At 71.2% G+C, this 15,522-nt stretch carries 13 protein-coding genes; 12 read left to right on the forward strand and 1 reads right to left on the reverse strand.

Annotated elements, in window-relative coordinates; genetic code table 11:
* Positions 1-11: 11 nt before the first annotated feature.
* The 11 genes from OG439_RS03855 to OG439_RS03905 all read left to right on the forward strand — a co-directional run bounded on the left by OG439_RS03855 (position 12) and on the right by OG439_RS03905 (position 12,846).
* Entirely contained in the window at positions 12-836 is an 825-nt protein-coding gene (locus OG439_RS03855) for a TIGR03084 family metal-binding protein (RefSeq protein ID WP_326947930.1), read from the forward strand.
* On the forward strand, positions 833-2,530 hold the full coding sequence (locus OG439_RS03860; protein ID WP_326947931.1) for an acyclic terpene utilization AtuA family protein: 1,698 nt from the start codon (positions 833-835) through the stop codon (positions 2,528-2,530). Before OG439_RS03855 ends, OG439_RS03860 begins: the two co-directional genes overlap by 4 nt.
* Positions 2,527-3,675 carry an acyl-CoA dehydrogenase family protein gene (locus OG439_RS03865; RefSeq protein ID WP_326947932.1) on the forward strand — a complete coding sequence of 383 codons (1,149 nt, stop codon included), beginning with the start codon at positions 2,527-2,529 and terminating at the stop codon, positions 3,673-3,675. Before OG439_RS03860 ends, OG439_RS03865 begins: the two co-directional genes overlap by 4 nt.
* The gene (locus OG439_RS03870; RefSeq protein WP_326947934.1) at positions 3,672-5,270 is read left to right on the forward strand and encodes an acyl-CoA carboxylase subunit beta; all 1,599 of its coding nucleotides are present in this window, start codon (positions 3,672-3,674) and stop codon (positions 5,268-5,270) included. Before OG439_RS03865 ends, OG439_RS03870 begins: the two co-directional genes overlap by 4 nt.
* A gap of 7 nt (positions 5,271-5,277) precedes the next feature.
* Positions 5,278-7,242, forward strand: a complete 1,965-nt coding sequence (locus OG439_RS03875) for an ATP-binding protein (RefSeq protein ID WP_326947935.1) — start codon at positions 5,278-5,280, stop codon at positions 7,240-7,242.
* Positions 7,239-8,405 carry an acyl-CoA dehydrogenase family protein gene (locus OG439_RS03880; protein ID WP_326947936.1) on the forward strand — a complete coding sequence of 389 codons (1,167 nt, stop codon included), beginning with the start codon at positions 7,239-7,241 and terminating at the stop codon, positions 8,403-8,405. The genes OG439_RS03875 and OG439_RS03880 overlap by 4 nt, the downstream gene beginning before the upstream one ends.
* 48 nt (positions 8,406-8,453) lie before the next feature.
* A complete protein-coding gene (locus OG439_RS03885) occupies positions 8,454-9,287 on the forward strand; it encodes an SDR family oxidoreductase (protein WP_326947937.1) in 834 nt (277 codons plus the stop codon).
* Positions 9,288-9,290: 3 nt separating this feature from the next.
* The gene (locus OG439_RS03890; RefSeq protein WP_247049261.1) at positions 9,291-9,893 is read left to right on the forward strand and encodes a TetR/AcrR family transcriptional regulator; all 603 of its coding nucleotides are present in this window, start codon (positions 9,291-9,293) and stop codon (positions 9,891-9,893) included.
* 181 nt (positions 9,894-10,074) lie between these two features.
* On the forward strand, positions 10,075-10,332 hold the full coding sequence (locus tag OG439_RS03895; RefSeq protein WP_326947938.1) for a hypothetical protein: 258 nt from the start codon (positions 10,075-10,077) through the stop codon (positions 10,330-10,332).
* A 98-nt stretch (positions 10,333-10,430) separates the two neighbouring features.
* Positions 10,431-12,212: a murein biosynthesis integral membrane protein MurJ gene (murJ, locus tag OG439_RS03900; RefSeq protein WP_326947939.1), complete on the forward strand. Its 1,782-nt coding sequence runs from the start codon at positions 10,431-10,433 to the stop codon at positions 12,210-12,212.
* 139 nt (positions 12,213-12,351) lie between these two features.
* A complete protein-coding gene (locus OG439_RS03905; protein ID WP_326947940.1) occupies positions 12,352-12,846 on the forward strand; it encodes a hypothetical protein in 495 nt (164 codons plus the stop codon).
* A gap of 169 nt (positions 12,847-13,015) precedes the next feature.
* Here the strand turns inward: OG439_RS03905 and OG439_RS03910 are convergent, their stop codons facing one another.
* Entirely contained in the window at positions 13,016-13,975 is a 960-nt protein-coding gene (locus OG439_RS03910) for a chitinase (RefSeq protein WP_326947941.1), read from the reverse strand.
* A 238-nt stretch (positions 13,976-14,213) separates the two neighbouring features.
* Here OG439_RS03910 and OG439_RS03915 point away from each other — a divergent pair, with 238 nt between their 5' ends.
* Positions 14,214-15,485, forward strand: coding sequence for a GGDEF domain-containing protein (locus OG439_RS03915; RefSeq protein ID WP_247049265.1), 1,272 nt, complete (start codon positions 14,214-14,216; stop codon positions 15,483-15,485).
* Positions 15,486-15,522: the final 37 nt, after the last annotated feature.

Here is a 15,522-nt window from a genome sequence, read left to right on the forward strand (position 1 = left end):
AGGAGGCGGCGATGGCGGACCTCGGCGTGATCCTCGGGGATCTCGACGCGGAATCACGGACACTCGACGACGTGGTGGCGGACCTGCCCGCGTCCGACTGGGCGCGCGCGACGCCCGCCGAGGGGTGGACCGTCGCGCACCAGATCGCGCACCTGACCTGGACCGACGGGAAGGCCTTGATCGCCACGGCCCATCCGGAGGACTGGCAGGCCGAGGTCGAAAGCCTGCTCACCGTCGGCGAGCACTACGTCGACGAAGCCGCGGCCGAAGGCGCCGACCTGTCGCCCGGGGAGCTGCTCGACCGCTGGCGCGCCGGGCGGGCGCGGCTGGCCGAGGCCCTCGCCGCGGTGCCGGACGAGCAGAAGCTGCCCTGGTACGGCCCGCCGATGAGCGCGGCGTCGATGGTGACCGCGCGGCTGATGGAGACCTGGGCGCACGGCCAGGACGTCTACGACGCGCTGGGCCTGCGCCGCGAGCCCACCGCGCGGCTATGGCACATCGCCCGCTTCGGCACGCGGACCCGCGACTTCGCCTACCTGCTCAACTCGCTCGCCCCGCCGGCCGAGGAGTTCCGGGTCGAGCTGGCCGCGCCGGACGGCACCACCTGGACGTTCGGGCCCGAGGACGCCGAGCAGCGGCTCACCGGCAGCGCCGTGGACTTCTGCCTGGTCGTCACCCAGCGGCGGCACCCGGCCGACACCGATCTCGTGGCGCAGGGCCCCGACGTCGAGGAGTGGCTGACCGTCGCGCAGGCCTTCGCCGGGCCTCCGGGGTCCGGTAGGGAAGCGGGGCAGTTCGCCCCGCCGACGGACTCTTTCCCCCGGAGGCGGCAATGACAGAGTCGGCCTTGAGGATCGGGAACGCGTCCGGGTTCTACGGCGACCGCTTCTCCGCCGTGCGCGAGATGCTCACCGGCGGCCCGTTGGACGTCCTGACCGGCGACTACCTCGCCGAGCTGACCATGCTCATCCTCGGCCGCGACCGGTTGAAGGACGCGAACCGCGGGTACGCCAAGACGTTCCTCCGCCAGATGGAGGAGAACCTCGAACTGGCGAAGGAAAACGGTGTCAAGATCGTCGCCAACGCGGGCGGGCTCAACCCCGCCGGGCTGGCCGGTGCGCTGCGCGAGCTGGCCGACAAGCTCGGCGTCGACGTCAAGATCGCGCACGTCGAAGGCGACGACCTGGTCGCCCGCGCCGACGAGCTGGATCTCGGGAAACCCCTGACCGCCAACGCTTATCTCGGCGCGTGGGGCATCGCGGAGTGCCTGAACGCGGGCGCCGACGTCGTCGTCACCGGGCGCGTCACCGACGCCTCGGTGATCGTCGGGCCGGCCGCCGCGCACTTCGGCTGGGCCCGTGACGACTACGACGCGCTCGCCGGCGCCGTCGCCGCCGGGCACGTCATCGAGTGCGGCGCTCAGGCCACCGGCGGCAACTACGCCTTCTTCACCGAGCACGCCCTCGGCCTGCCGGGCTTCCCGATCGCCGAGATCGAGGCCGACGGCTCCAGCGTGATCACCAAGCACCCGGGCACCGGCGGCGTGGTGACCACCGGCACGGTCACCGCCCAGCTGCTCTACGAGATCACCGGCGCCCGCTACGCCGGCCCGGACGTCACCACGCGGTTCGACACGCTCTCGGTGAGCCAGGACGGACCCGACCGCGTGCGCGTCTCCGGCGTGCGCGGCGAGGCGCCGCCGCCGACGCTGAAGGTCGCGCTCAACACCCTCGGCGGGTTCCGCAACGAGACGACGTTCGTCCTCACCGGACTCGACATCGACGCGAAAGCCGCGTTGGTGAAGGAACAGCTCGAAGGCGCGCTGAAGGACCGGCCGCCCGCCGACGTCAAGTGGACACTGGCGCGGACCGACCACGTCGACGCCGACACCGAGCAGACCGCGAGCGCGTTGCTGCACGTCGCCGTCAAGGACGCGGATCCGAAGGTCGCCGGCCGCGCGTTCACGAGCGCCGCGGTCGAACTCGCGCTGGCCAGCTACCCCGGTTTCCACGTCACGGCCCCGCCGTCGGACGCTTCGCCGTACGGCGTCTACACGGCGGCCTACGTGGACGCCGGGAAGGTGCCGCACGTCGCCGTGCTGCCGGACGGGATGCGGGTCGACATCGCGCCTTCGACGTCCACTGTGGAGCTGTCCGATGTGGACGAGCCGGAGCTGCCCGAGCCGCTCGACCACGGGCCGGTGCGGCGGGCGCCGCTCGGCAGCGTCATCGGCGCGCGCAGCGGCGACAAGGGCGGCAACGCCAACCTCGGCGTCTGGGTGCGGTCCGACGACGCCTGGCGGTGGCTGGTGCACCGGCTGACCGTCGCCGAGTTCAAGCTGCTGCTGCCCGAGACCGCCGACCTGCCGGTGACGCGCCACCTGCTGCCGAACCTGCGGGCGATGAACTTCGTCGTCGAAGGCATCCTCGGGCAGGGCGTCGCCTCGCAGGCCCGGTTCGACCCGCAGGCGAAGGCCTTCGGTGAGTGGTTGCGGTCTCGTGAAATCGACATCCCCGAGGTGCTCCTGTGACCGATCCGTTCCGGACGCCCGAACGGGCCGAGCTGCGCAAGACCGTGCGCCGGTTCGTCGAGCAGGAGGTCCTGCCGCACCTCGACGACTGGGAACGCGCCGGCGAGCTGCCGCGCGACCTGCACCGCACGGCCGGCGACCTGGGCCTGCTCGGCGTCGCGTTCCCCGAGGAGATCGGCGGCGGGGACGGCAACTACCTCGACGCGCTCGTCGTCGCCGAGGAGATGCACTACGCCGGCGGCTCCGGCGGGCTGTTCGCATCGTTGTTCACCTGCGGCATCGCCGTCCCGCACATCGCCGAGGCGAACGACCCGGTGCAGATCGAGCGCTGGGTGCGGCCGACGCTGGCCGGGGACAAGATCGGCTCGCTGGCCGTCACCGAGCCGGACGGCGGCTCCGACGTCGCCGGGATCCGGACCACCGCGGTCCGCGAGGGCGACGAGTACGTCATCAACGGCGCCAAGACCTACATCACCTCCGGCTGCCGCGCCGACTTCGTGACGACCGTCGTGCGCACCGGCGGCGAAGGTGCCCACGGGCTGTCGCTGATCGTCGTCGAACGCGGCACGCCCGGCTTCACCGTGTCGCGCAAGCTCGAGAAGATGGGCTGGCTCTGCTCCGACACCGCCGAACTGTCCTACGTGGACGTCCGGGTGCCGGTCGAGAACCTCGTCGGCGCCGAGAACAGCGGGTTCGCCCAGGTGGCCACCCAATTCGTCACCGAACGGCTTTCTCTTGCGGTGCAGGCGTATTCGCACGCGCAGCGCGCGCTCGACCTGACGCTCGACTGGTGCCGGCTGCGCGAGACGTTCGGCCGGCCGCTGATCTCGCGGCAGCTCGTGCAGCACAAGCTGACCGAGATGGCGCGCAAGACCGACGTCGCGCGCACCTACGCCCGGCAGACCGCGATCCGGCACGTGTCGGGCGAAGAGGTTATCGCCGAAGCCTGTTTCGCCAAGAACACCGCCGTCGAGGCCGCCGAGTGGGTGGTCAACGAGGCCGTCCAGCTGCACGGCGGGCTCGGCTACATGCGCGAGGCCGAAGTGGAGCGGCACTACCGCGACGTCCGGATCCTCGGCATCGGCGGCGGTACCAACGAGATCCTCACCGGCTTGGCCGCGAAGCGATTGGGATACACCTCATGACCACCCTGAGGTCCACAGTGGACACGCGGGCCGCCGAGTTCGGCGCCAACCGCGAGGCGATGCTGGAGAAGCTCGCCGAGATCGACACCGAGCAGGCCAAGGCCGTGGCCGGCGGCGGCGAGAAGTACGTCGAGCGGCACCGCAAGCGCGGCAAGCTGCTCGCCCGTGAACGCGTCGAGCTGCTGCTCGACGAGGACTCGCCGTTCCTGGAGCTCTCGCCGCTGGCCGCGTGGGGTAGCGACTACCGCGTCGGCGCCAGTCTCGTCACCGGCATCGGTGTCGTCGAGGGTGTCGAGTGCCTGGTCTCGGCCAGCGACCCGACGGTCAAGGGTGGTGCGAGCAACCCGTGGACGGCGAAGAAGTCCTACCGGGCGGCGGACATCGCCGCGCAGAACCGGCTGCCGACGATCAACCTCGTCGAGTCCGGCGGCGCGGACCTGCCGACGCAGAAGGAGATCTTCATCCCCGGCGGCCGGATCTTCCGCGACATCACGCGCGCCTCGGCCGCGGGCTGCCCCACGGTCGCGCTGGTGTTCGGCAACTCGACCGCCGGCGGCGCGTACCTGCCGGGCATGTCGGACTACGTCGTGATGGTCAAGGAACGCGCGAAGGTGTTCCTCGGCGGCCCGCCGCTGGTCAAGATGGCCACCGGTGAGGAGTCCGACGACGAGTCGCTCGGCGGCGCCGAGATGCACGCACGGACCTCGGGCCTGGCCGACTACCTGGCCGTCGACGAGCAGGACGCGATCCGCCTGGGCCGCAGCATCGTCAAGCGGCTCAACTGGACCAAGCAGGGGCCGACGCCGAAGCCGGAGTACGCGGAGCCGGTGTACGACGTCGACGACCTGCTCGGCATCGTGCCGACCGACCTGAAGGTGCCGTTCGACCCGCGCGAGGTGATCGCCCGCGTCGTCGACGGCTCCGACTTCGACGAGTTCAAGCCGCTCTACGGGCCGAGCCTGGTGACGGGCTGGGCGAACATCCACGGCTACCCGGTCGGCGTGCTGGCCAACGCGCAGGGCGTGCTGTTCGGCGAGGAGTCGCAGAAGGCCGCGCAGTTCATCCAGCTGGCCAACCAGATCCACACGCCGCTGGTCTTCCTGCACAACACGACCGGCTACATGGTCGGCAAGGAGTACGAGCAGAGCGGCATCATCAAGCACGGCGCGATGATGATCAACGCCGTGTCGAACTCGAAGGTGCCGCACCTGTCCGTCCTCATGGGAGCGTCCTACGGCGCCGGGCACTACGGGATGTGCGGCCGGGCCTACGATCCCCGCTTCCTGTTCGCCTGGCCGAGCGCGAAGTCCGCGGTGATGGGCCCGGCGCAGCTGGCCGGCGTGCTGTCGATCGTGGCCCGCGCGGCCACCGAGGCGCGTGGCCAGGTGTACAGCGAGGAAAACGACAAGGCCATGCGCGCCATGGTGGAAGGCCAGATCGAAGCCGAGTCGATGCCGATGTTCCTCTCCGGCATGCTCTACGACGACGGCATCATCGACCCGCGCGACACCCGCACCGTGCTGGGGCTGAGCCTGTCCGCGATCCACAATGGACCAGTGAAGGGCGCCGAGGGCTTCGGCGTCTTCCGGATGTGAGTGAGCGATGATCCAGAACCTGCTGGTCGCCAACCGCGGCGAGATCGCCCGCCGCGTCTTCCGCAGTTGCCGCGACGCCGGGATCGGCACGGTCGCCGTGTTCTCCGACGCCGATGCCGCCGCGCCCCACACCCTCGAAGCCGACGCGGCCGTCCGGCTGCCCGGCAACGCGCCGTCCGAGACGTACTTGCGTGCCGAGCTGCTGGTCAAGGCCGCCGCGGACACCGGCGCCGACGCCGTGCACCCCGGTTACGGCTTCCTGTCCGAGAATGCCGCGTTCGCCCGCGCCGTGCTCGACGCCGGGCTGACCTGGGTCGGGCCGCCGCCGGAGGCCATCGAGACCATGGGCTCCAAAGTGGAGTCGAAGCGGCTGATGGCCGCCGCGGGCGTGCCCGTGCTGTCCGAACTGGACCCGGCTTCGGTGACCGACGCGGATCTTCCGTTGCTGGTCAAGGCGTCCGCCGGGGGTGGTGGCCGCGGGATGCGCGTGGTCCGCTCCCTCGACGAGCTGGCCGAGGCGGTGGAAGGTGCGAGCGCGGAGGCCGCGTCCGCGTTCGGTGACGCGACCGTGTTCTGCGAGCGGTACCTGGAGACCGGGCGGCACATCGAGGTCCAGGTCATGGCCGACAAGCACGGCACGGTGTGGGCGGTGGGGGAGCGGGAGTGCTCCATCCAGCGTCGGCACCAGAAGGTCGTCGAGGAAGCGCCGTCGCCGTTCGTCGACGACGCCATGCGTGCGGAGCTGTTCGACGCCGCGCGCAAGGCGGCCCAGGCGATCGACTACGTCGGCGCGGGCACCGTCGAGTTCCTCGCCGGGCCGGACGGACGCTTCTACTTCCTGGAGATGAACACCCGGCTGCAGGTCGAGCACCCGGTCACCGAGAACGTGACCGGTCTCGATCTGGTGGCCCTGCAGCTGCGCGTCGCCGACGGCGAACGGCTGGCCGCCGACCCGCCGCCGACCGTGGGGCACTCCATCGAGGTCCGGCTCTACGCCGAGGACCCGGCTGAGAACTGGCAGCCGCAGAGCGGCACACTGCACACCTTCGACGTGCCCGATGTGGATCGTTCGTTCGTGAACGGCCCGGGGCTGCGGCTCGACTCCGGGTTCGTCAGCGGCTCGGTCGTCGGCGTCCACTACGACCCGATGCTGGCCAAGGTGATCACCTGGGCGCCGACCCGCGCCGAGGCCGCGCGACGGCTCGCCAAGGCCCTGGCGGCGACGAAGATCCACGGCGTCGTCACCAACCGCGACCTGCTGGTCAACATCCTGCGGCACGAAGCCTTCCTCGCCGGGGAGACCGACACGGCCTTCTTCGACCGGCACGGCCTCGACACCCTCGCCGCACCACTGGCCACTGTGGACACCGAGCGACTGTCCGCGTTGGCCGCCGCGCTGGCGGAGGCCGCGACGAACCGGGCGTCGGCGACGACACAGGGGCGGCTGCCGAGTGGCTGGCGCAACGTCCGGTCCGCCGGGCAGCGCAAGGTCTTCTCGGTCGGCGACCGCGAGTACGAGGTCGTCTACACGCTCGGCCGAGACGGCTTGCGCGCCGAGGGATATGACGCCGAATTGGTCGGCGCCGAGCCCGGCCGGGTCGTCCTGGACGTCGCCGGCGTGCGGCGCACCTTCGACGTCGCCCGGCGCGACGGCGTGTCCTATGTGGACTCCGCGCTCGGTTCCGTCGCGCTGGTGGCGGCGCCGCGGTTCGCCGACCCGGACGCGGCGCTGGCGGCGGGCTCGCTGGTCGCGCCGATGCCGGGCACCGTCGTCCGGCTCGCCGTGCAGGCCGGGGACCCGGTCAAGGCGGGCGATCCGCTGCTCTGGATCGAAGCGATGAAGATGGAACACCGGATCGCGGCGCCCGCGGACGGCGTGGTGACGGAGCTGCCGGTGACCGTCGGGCAGCAGGTCGAAGTCGGCACAATTCTGGCTGTGGTCGGAGAAGCTGTGGTGGGAGAAGAAGCATGAACGCGATGAACTTCATCGAGCCCGAAGAGCGGATCGCGCTCCGCAAGGCCGTCGCCGAGCTGGGCACCAAGTACGGCCACGAGTACTACGCCAAGAAGGCCCGCGCCGGCGAGAAGACCCACGAGCTGTGGGACGAGGCCGGCCGGCTGGGCTACCTCGGCGTCAACATCCCCGAGGAGTACGGCGGCGGGGGCGCGGGCATCGCCGACCTCGCCGCAGTGCTCGAGGAGCTGGCCGCCGCGGGCTCGCCGTTGCTGCTCATGGTCGTCTCGCCGGCGATCTGCGGCACGGTGATCTCCCGCTTCGGCACCGAAGAGCAGAAGAAGCAGTGGCTGCCCGGCATCGCCGACGGCAGCAAGCGGATGGTCTTCGCCATCACCGAGCCGGACGCCGGGTCGAACTCGCACAAGATCACCACCACCGCCAAGCGCGACGGCGACGGCTGGGTCCTCAGTGGACGCAAGGTCTACATCTCCGGCGTCGACGAGGCGGACGCGGTGCTCGTCGTCGGCCGGATGGAGGACTCGAAGACCGGCCGGCTCAAGCCCGCGCTGTTCATCCTGCCGACGGGCACCGCCGGGTTCGAGTACACCGTGATCCCGATGGACATCGTCGCGCCGGAGAACCAGTTCTCGCTGTTCCTCGACGACGTCAAGCTCCCGGCCGAGGCGCTCGTCGGCGAGGAGGACGCGGCGATCGCGCAGCTGTTCGCCGGCCTCAACCCGGAACGCATCATGGGCGCGTCGTTCTCCCTCGGCATCGCCCGGTACGCGCTGGCCAAGGCCGTCTCCTACGCCAACCAGCGCCAGGTCTGGGGCACGCCGATCGGCGCCCACCAGGGGCTCGCGCACCCGCTGTCGGAGATCAAGATCGAGCTGGAACTGGCCAAGCTGATGACCCAGAAGGCCGCTTCGCTCTACGACGCCGGCGACGACTTCGGCGCGGGGGAGTCGGCCAACATGGCCAAGTACGCCGCCGCCGAGGTCGCCATCCGCGCCACCGACCAGGCCGTGCAGACCCACGGCGGCAACGGCCTGGCCACCGAGTACGGCCTCGGCACGCTGGTCACCGCCGTCCGGCTGGGCCGGATCGCCCCGGTCAGCCGCGAGATGGTGCTCAACTTCGTCGGCCAGCACAGCCTCGGCCTGCCCAAGTCCTACTGACCCGAGGCGGCACTTTCACGTGAAAGTGCCGCGTCCCGAGGAGGCGCTTTGTCTACATTGGACGGCAAGACGATCATCATGTCGGGCGGCAGCCGCGGCATCGGCGAGGCGATCGCCATGCGCGCTGCGGCCGACGGCGCCAACGTCGCGCTGCTCGCCAAGACCGCCGAACCGCACCCGAAGCTGCCCGGCACGATCTACACGGCCGCGGAGGCGATCGAGAAGGCCGGCGGGCACGCGCTGCCGATCCTCGGCGACGTCCGCGACGACGACGGGGTCGCGGCGGCCGTGGCGAAGACCGTGGAGCAGTTCGGCGGCATCGACATCGTCGTGAACAACGCCAGCGCGATCGACCTGACGCCGACCGAGCAGGTCAGCATGAAGCGCTACGACCTGATGCAGGACATCAACGCGCGCGGCACGTTCCTGCTTTCCAAGCTGGCCATCCCGCACCTGCGGGCCTCGGCCAACGCGCACATCCTGACGCTGTCGCCGCCGATCAGCCTCGACGAGAAGTGGTTCACCGCCGGCCACCTCGCCTACAGCATCGCGAAGTACTCGATGAGCCTGGTGACCGTCGGTCTCGCCGCGGAACTTCGCGAAGATGGCGTCGCGGTCAACTCGCTCTGGCCGCGCACGACGATCGACACGGCGGCGATCCGCAACGTCGTCGGCGCCGAGCTGGCCGACCGCAGCCGCACGCCGGAGATCATGGCCGACGCCGCGTACGCGATCCTCACCAAGCCGAGCCGCGAGGCGACCGGGAACTTCTTCCTCGACGACGAGGTCCTGCGCGCCGAAGGAGTCACCGACTTCGCGAAGTACCGGATCGGGGGCTCCGAGGACGACCTCCAGCTCGACTTCTGGGTCGATCCGGCGTAGCGGATGCTCCGCGAACCGCAGCAGGAACGCAGCCGCACGACCCGGCGGCGGCTCATCGAGGCCGCGCTCGACAGCTTCGGCGAGCGCGGCTGGCACGGGGTCACGGTCGCCGTGATCGCCGAACGCGCCGGCGTCTCCCGGGGCGCCGCGCAGCACCACTTCCCGACGCGGGAAGACCTGGTCGCGGCGGCGGTGGACCTCCTGGGCGAGGCCCAGATCGACGAACTGCGCGCGCAGGCCGCGGACCTGCCCAGTGGGTCGTCGCGCATCGAGCGGGTCGTCGAGATGGTGCTGAACCTGTACACCGGGCCGCTGTTCCGGGCCGCGTTGCAGCTCTGGGCGGTCGCGGCCACCGACGAGGCGCTCCGGGACGTCCTGGTGCCCCTGGAGGCCCGGGTCGGCCGTGAGGCGCACCGGGTGACCGTCGAGCTGCTGGGCGTCGACGAGTCCCGGCCGGGGGTGCGCGAGCTGGTCCAGGCCACGCTCGACCTCGCCCGCGGCCTGGGTCTGGCCAACCTGCTGACCGACGACACCCGGCGGCGGCGTCAGATCGTCCGCGAGTGGGCGCAGACCCTCGAACTCCGCATGGCTGAAGCCGCGAGCTGACCCGGCGGCACTGACGCACTGGTCCAGGCCACTTTCCGGCCCGTTGACCGCGCCCGGGCCCCGCTCCGCCGACTGGCCGGAACCGCCAAGGTCTAGTAAACGTCCTAGTGCTGTAGCTAACACAATTGGCCCAATGGACGATGACTCGTAGTAGTAGTTCACGAAGCAGAAAGGCAGTCCGGTGTCCGGTTCAGGAGTCGAGCTCACCCACCGCGCGATGGCGATGCTGAGGGCGGTGGCAGCCGGGCGTGCTGAGATGTCGTGCAGCTGCGAACCGGACCTCTTCGTAGACGGATTCGCCTGTTGCGATCAGATGACCGCGCACGCGCTGGCCCACGGCGGCTACGTGCGTCCCGCCGCCGACGGTGCCGTCGGGCGCGTCGCGGCCGAACTGACCGAGGCCGGCCGGGCCGCGCTGGAGATCACCCTCGCCGCCTGAGCCCCGGAGCCGCCGTCACTGAGCGTCGCGCCGTTCGCTCGCACGTTCGGTGACCACCGCCGTACCCGCTCAGGGCCCTGACCTGGCAGTGTGGTGCCATGGCGGATCAGGACCCCCCGGCCACGAAGCCGGGGGACGAGGAAGCGACGATCTTCCTCCCCAGTGACTTGCGCGGCCACCACTGGCCGACCCGCGACCTCGACGTCTCCCGGCGGCCGTACGACGAGTTCGCCACCCAGATCGTCGCGAGGCCACCCGCGTCGCCGGTGTCGGCCGGTCGCAGCGAAGGGGCCGGCGCCTCGCTGGCCCGCTCGAGCGGGCGGATGGCGATCGCCTCGACCGTCAGCCGGATCACCGGCTTCGTCGCCAAGCTGCTGCTCGCCGCCGTGGTCGGCACCGGGATCGTCAACGACGCCTTCACCGTCGCCAACACCCTGCCGAACATCGTGTTCGAGCTGCTCTTCGGCGGCGTGCTGGCCAGCGTCGTGGTGCCGCTGCTGGTCCGCTCGCAGGACGACGCCGACGGCGGCCGGGCCTACACGCAGCGGCTCCTCTCGATGGCGCTGGTGCTGCTCACCGTCGGGACGGCCGTCGCGGTGGCCATCGCGCCGCTGTTCACCGCGCTCTACGTCGACAAATCGTCAGCGGAGGCCAACCCCGGGCTCACCACCGCGCTGGCCTACCTGCTGCTGCCGCAGATCCTGTTCTACGGGTTGTTCGCGCTGATGTCGGCCATCCTCAACGCCCAGAACGTGTTCGGCCCGCCGGCCTGGGCGCCGGTGCTGAACAACGTCGTCGTCACCGCCACGCTGGTCGTGTTCGCGCTGATGCCGGGGGAGCTGACGCTCAACCCGGTGCGGATGAGCGACCCGAAGCTGCTCGTGCTCGGCTTCGGCACCACGCTCGGCATCGTCGTGCAGGCGCTGGTGCTCATCCCGGCGTTGCTGCGCACCGGCTTCCGGTTCCGCTGGCGCTGGGGTTTCGACCCGCGGATGAAGGAGTTCGGCGGGCTCGCCGCGTGGATCCTCGGGTACGTCGTGGTGAGCCACGTCGGATTCGTCGTCACGACGCGGGTGCTGACCGGCGGCACCGGCGGGGGCGTCACCGCCTACAGCTACGCGTCGCTGCTCTTCCAGCTGCCGTACGGCATCCTCGGCGTCTCGCTGCTGACCGCGCTGATGCCGCGGATGAGCCGGGCCGCCGCGGACGGCGACACCGCGCGGCTCGTCGGCGACCTTTCGCTCGCCTCTCGCATCTCCACGGTGCTCTTCGTGCCGATCTCCGCCGCGCTGGCCGTCGTCGGCACGCCGATCGGCGTCGCGATCTTCACCTGGGGCCGCGGCACCCTCGACGACGCCGAGCGGCTCGGCCAGACCCTCGCCGTCTCCGCGGTCGGGCTGCTGCCGTACGCGCTGGTGATGCTGCAGCTGCGGGTGTTCTACGCGATGAAGGACGCCCGCACGCCCACGCTGATCATGCTCGTGATGACCGCGGTGAAGATCCCGCTGCTGTTCCTCTGCCGCGGGCTGCTCGACGGTGAGCACATCGTCTACGGCGTCATGCTGGTCAACGGCGCGGGGTTCGTCGTCGGCGCCGTGCTCGGCCAGGTCTGGCTGTGGGTGCGGCTCGGGCACCTGCGCAGCCGCCGCTCGCTGCGGGTCGGGCTCATCACCCTGGGCGTGAGCGGGCTCGGGGTGCTGGCCGCGGTGCTCGCCGGCTACGCCGTGCCGGGCTCGCTCGGCGTGATCCCCGCGGCGTGGGTGAAGCTGCCGATCCAGGGCCTGCTCGGGATCGCGGTGCCGTTCGGCCTCCTGGCGCTGGTGAAGCTGCCCGAGTTCACGCCCGTGACCCGCCGGGTGGCGGGGCTGCTGCGTCGCTGAACTCCTTGTTGACGACTACGGCCGGAATCGCGTTCCGGATGTCTCGAAACGATAACGAGAGGGCTGCGATCAGCACGTTTACAATTCCGGCGCCGGTTCCTAATATCCAGCGGGATCAGCGAAGGGGTGGAGGTCGTTCATGACGCGCAGCGCGCGCAGGCGGCGGGACCGGGTCTCGGTCGACGAACTGCTCCGGCAGGCAGGGGTCCGGCCGCGGAAACCGGGCTCGCGCTCGGCCCGCGTGGCGGCCCGGCGGAACGGCGAGCCGGGCGGCGTGGCGAGCCGGATCGCGCTGGCGTCGGCGGTGACCGTGGTGCTGGGCGGGCTGGTGCTCGCGCTGGTGGTGCGGCCCGACCCCGTCCCGGGAACCACGCCCTTCCCGCAGCTGCAGCCGGCCACCGGCACGCCGACGTCGAGCGCGCTCGCGGTGCCCACGCAGACGACCACGCCGTCCCCGGTGGTCATGCAGGCCCAGCGGACGCCGACACCGACGCCGACGCCTGCTGTGTCGACGGTGGTGATCCCGCCCCCGACGACCACGGTGCCACCACCGACCACAGTGGACTTGAGCACGCTGAACCCGGGCTACTCGACCTACGGCGGCGGCGACCACCACGGCGGTCACACCCGCTGAGGCCGCAGCGTCCGCCGGCGGCTCGCGAACGAAAACTCGGTTCCCGCTCACCGGAAACCGAATCCGGCGGCACTTCCCGCTGAGCGGAAACCCAAGAAACCGCGAAGGCCCTCTCACCGACCCCGATGCCGGTGAGAGGGCCCTCGACTGCCCCACTACGGGCGCTGTGTCAGCCGGTGTAACCGGCGACGATCTTGGTGAACGCGTACTTGTCCTGCGTGATTCCGCTGCACTCGCCGCCGCCGCTGCAGTCGCGGTTGGTGGCCCAGAACGTGAAGCGGCCCAGGTGGTGGCTCGTCGCGTAACCGCGGATGGAGTTGAAGTTCGCCACCGTGACCGTCTCGCCCGCGTTGTCGGTCTTGCCGTTCATCGAGGAGAGGCCGCTGTGCCGGTACGCCGTGTCGTCGGTGTAGCCGAACGTCGTCTTGAGCTGGTTCTTCAGCCCGTCGACCGCGGACTTCGTCATGGCGGCCATGTCACCGCCGCTGGAGAAGTCGAACGGCATGACCGACCAGACGTCGACCGGGGCGCCGATCGCCTTGGCCTGGTTGATCAGGCGCTTGCCGTAGCTGTCGGGGCCGGTCGTCGTGGTGCCGATGGTGATGACGACCTTCAGGTTCGGGTTGGCCTGCTTGGTCAGCTTGACCGCGTTGAGGATGCGGTCCTGCACCGTGTTGTTCTGGAACTCGTCGGTGTTCTCGATGTCCAGGTCGATCGCCTTGAGCCCGTAGGCGTCGATGACCTTCTGGTACGCGCCCGCCAGCGCCGAAGCCGACGTGCACTTCGAGCCGAGCTTGGTGCCGGACCAGCCGCCGAAGGAGGGGATGACGTCCCCGCCCGCGTTGCGGATGTTCGTGATCAGCGTCTTGTCCGAGCCGGTCAGCGAACGGCTGCCGTCCCACTTGGGGTTGCACGTCCCGTCGGACAGCACGAAGGCGAGGGTAAACGCTTTCACCCCGGTCGCGGACATCGCCGCGGTGGGGCTGGTCTGGCCGCCCCACTGGTACAGGTAGGGGGAAGCGAGCACCGGGTCGACCGCGGCCATGGCCTGCGGGGCGAGGCCCACCGCCGTCGCCATCGCGGCTCCGGCGGCGACCGCTAGGGTCACCAGACGGCGCACTGATTTCATGGGGTCCTCCAAACGAAAAAGGATGGAGCACCTCCGGTTTGAGGCGGCGGGATCATCCCGGGAGGAGCGCTGTGCCACCACACAGTGGACTAGACCAATGTGGCGTGTCAACCCTTCTTCGGTCGGAAATATGACGCACCGTGCGCGCGCGGCTCCCGTGCGTCCCGGAATCCGCGGCGAGGTGAGATTCCCCTGAAGGCGGAGTGACAGGGCGCGGCATTCCGGCTAGTTTGCCGAAATGGTGGGGGATTCCACGGTCGCAGCCGGCGGGGGACGCCGACCCGGCCGGTCCCTGCTCGCCGTGCCGCTGCAGCGCTGGGCGCTGTGGCGCCTGCCCCGCCGGACCCAGGTCTGTTTTGTCGTCGTGGTGGACGTGCTCGCCGTCGCCGCCGTGGCCCTCGCCGCCGTCCGGTTCCCGCCGCTCGCCTCGATGCTGCCGCCGTTCGCCCTGCTCGCGGGCGGGATGCTGGTCACCGCGGAGCTGTCGCGGCCGGTGGAACGCCACCGTGAGGACACGCTGCTCGGGCCCGGCGTCGACACGCCGTGGGTCTTCGCCGGGGTGGTCGTGCTCCGGCCGGGGCTCGCCGTCGCGCTGGTCGTGCTCGCCGCGCTGCACCAATGGTTCCGGGTCCGCAGAAGACCCGTGTACCGCCAGGTGTTCGGCGCCGCGTCGACCGCGCTGGCGGGACTCGTCGCCGGGGCGTTCCTCACCGCGACCGGGGTCAAGCCGCTCGCCGCGACCCTCGACGCCCGCACCGTCGCCCTGCTCGTCCTCGCCGGGCTGGCGTTCCTCGCCGTCAACGCCGCGCTCGTGACCGCCGCCGACGGCCCCCGCCCGCCCCGCGACGCCGCTCCGGGGCACGCCTTCGACGCCGCGATGACGGCGTTCGGCGTCCTGTTCGGCTGGGCCGCGCTGGCCGCCCCGCTGTTCGTGCCGTTCCTGGCCGGCGCCACCGTCGTGCTGCACCGCGGCGGCCTGGGCCGCGGCCGCCGCGAGCACGTCACCCTCGATCCCGGCACCGGCGTGCTGACCGCCGCGTCGTGGCGCGGCGCGGCCGAAGCCGAGGTCACGCGCCTCGGCCGGCACGGTCCCGGCCAGGCCCTGCTGCTGCTCGACCTCGACCACTTCCGCCAGCTCAACGACCGCTACGGCGCCCGCATCGGCGACGCCGTGCTGCGCGCGGTCGCCGACACCCTGCGCGACGAGGTCCGCGCCGCGGATCTCGTGGGCCGCTCCGGCGGCGAGGAGTTCGCGGTCCTGCTGCCCGGCACCGGCCGGTTCGACGCGATGGCGATCGCCGAGCGCATCCGGCTGCGGATCGCCTCGACGCTGGTGGCGTTGAAGGCGTCGGGCGACGGCCCGCAGTTCGTCGGCGTGACGGTGTCGATCGGCGTCGCGGGCTGCGCGGCCGACGAGCCGCTGGCCGACGCGCTCCGGGCCGCGGAGGCGGCGTTGCTGCGCGCGAAGGCCGCGGGGCGCAACCGGACGTTCTGCGCGGATCCGGCGTAGCGGGGACCCGTCCCCGTCGGGGCTGCCTACCGTCTCG

The organism is Amycolatopsis sp. NBC_01307 (genome assembly GCF_035975215.1).
In the GTDB taxonomy this organism is placed as follows: Bacteria; Actinomycetota; Actinomycetes; order Mycobacteriales; family Pseudonocardiaceae; genus Amycolatopsis.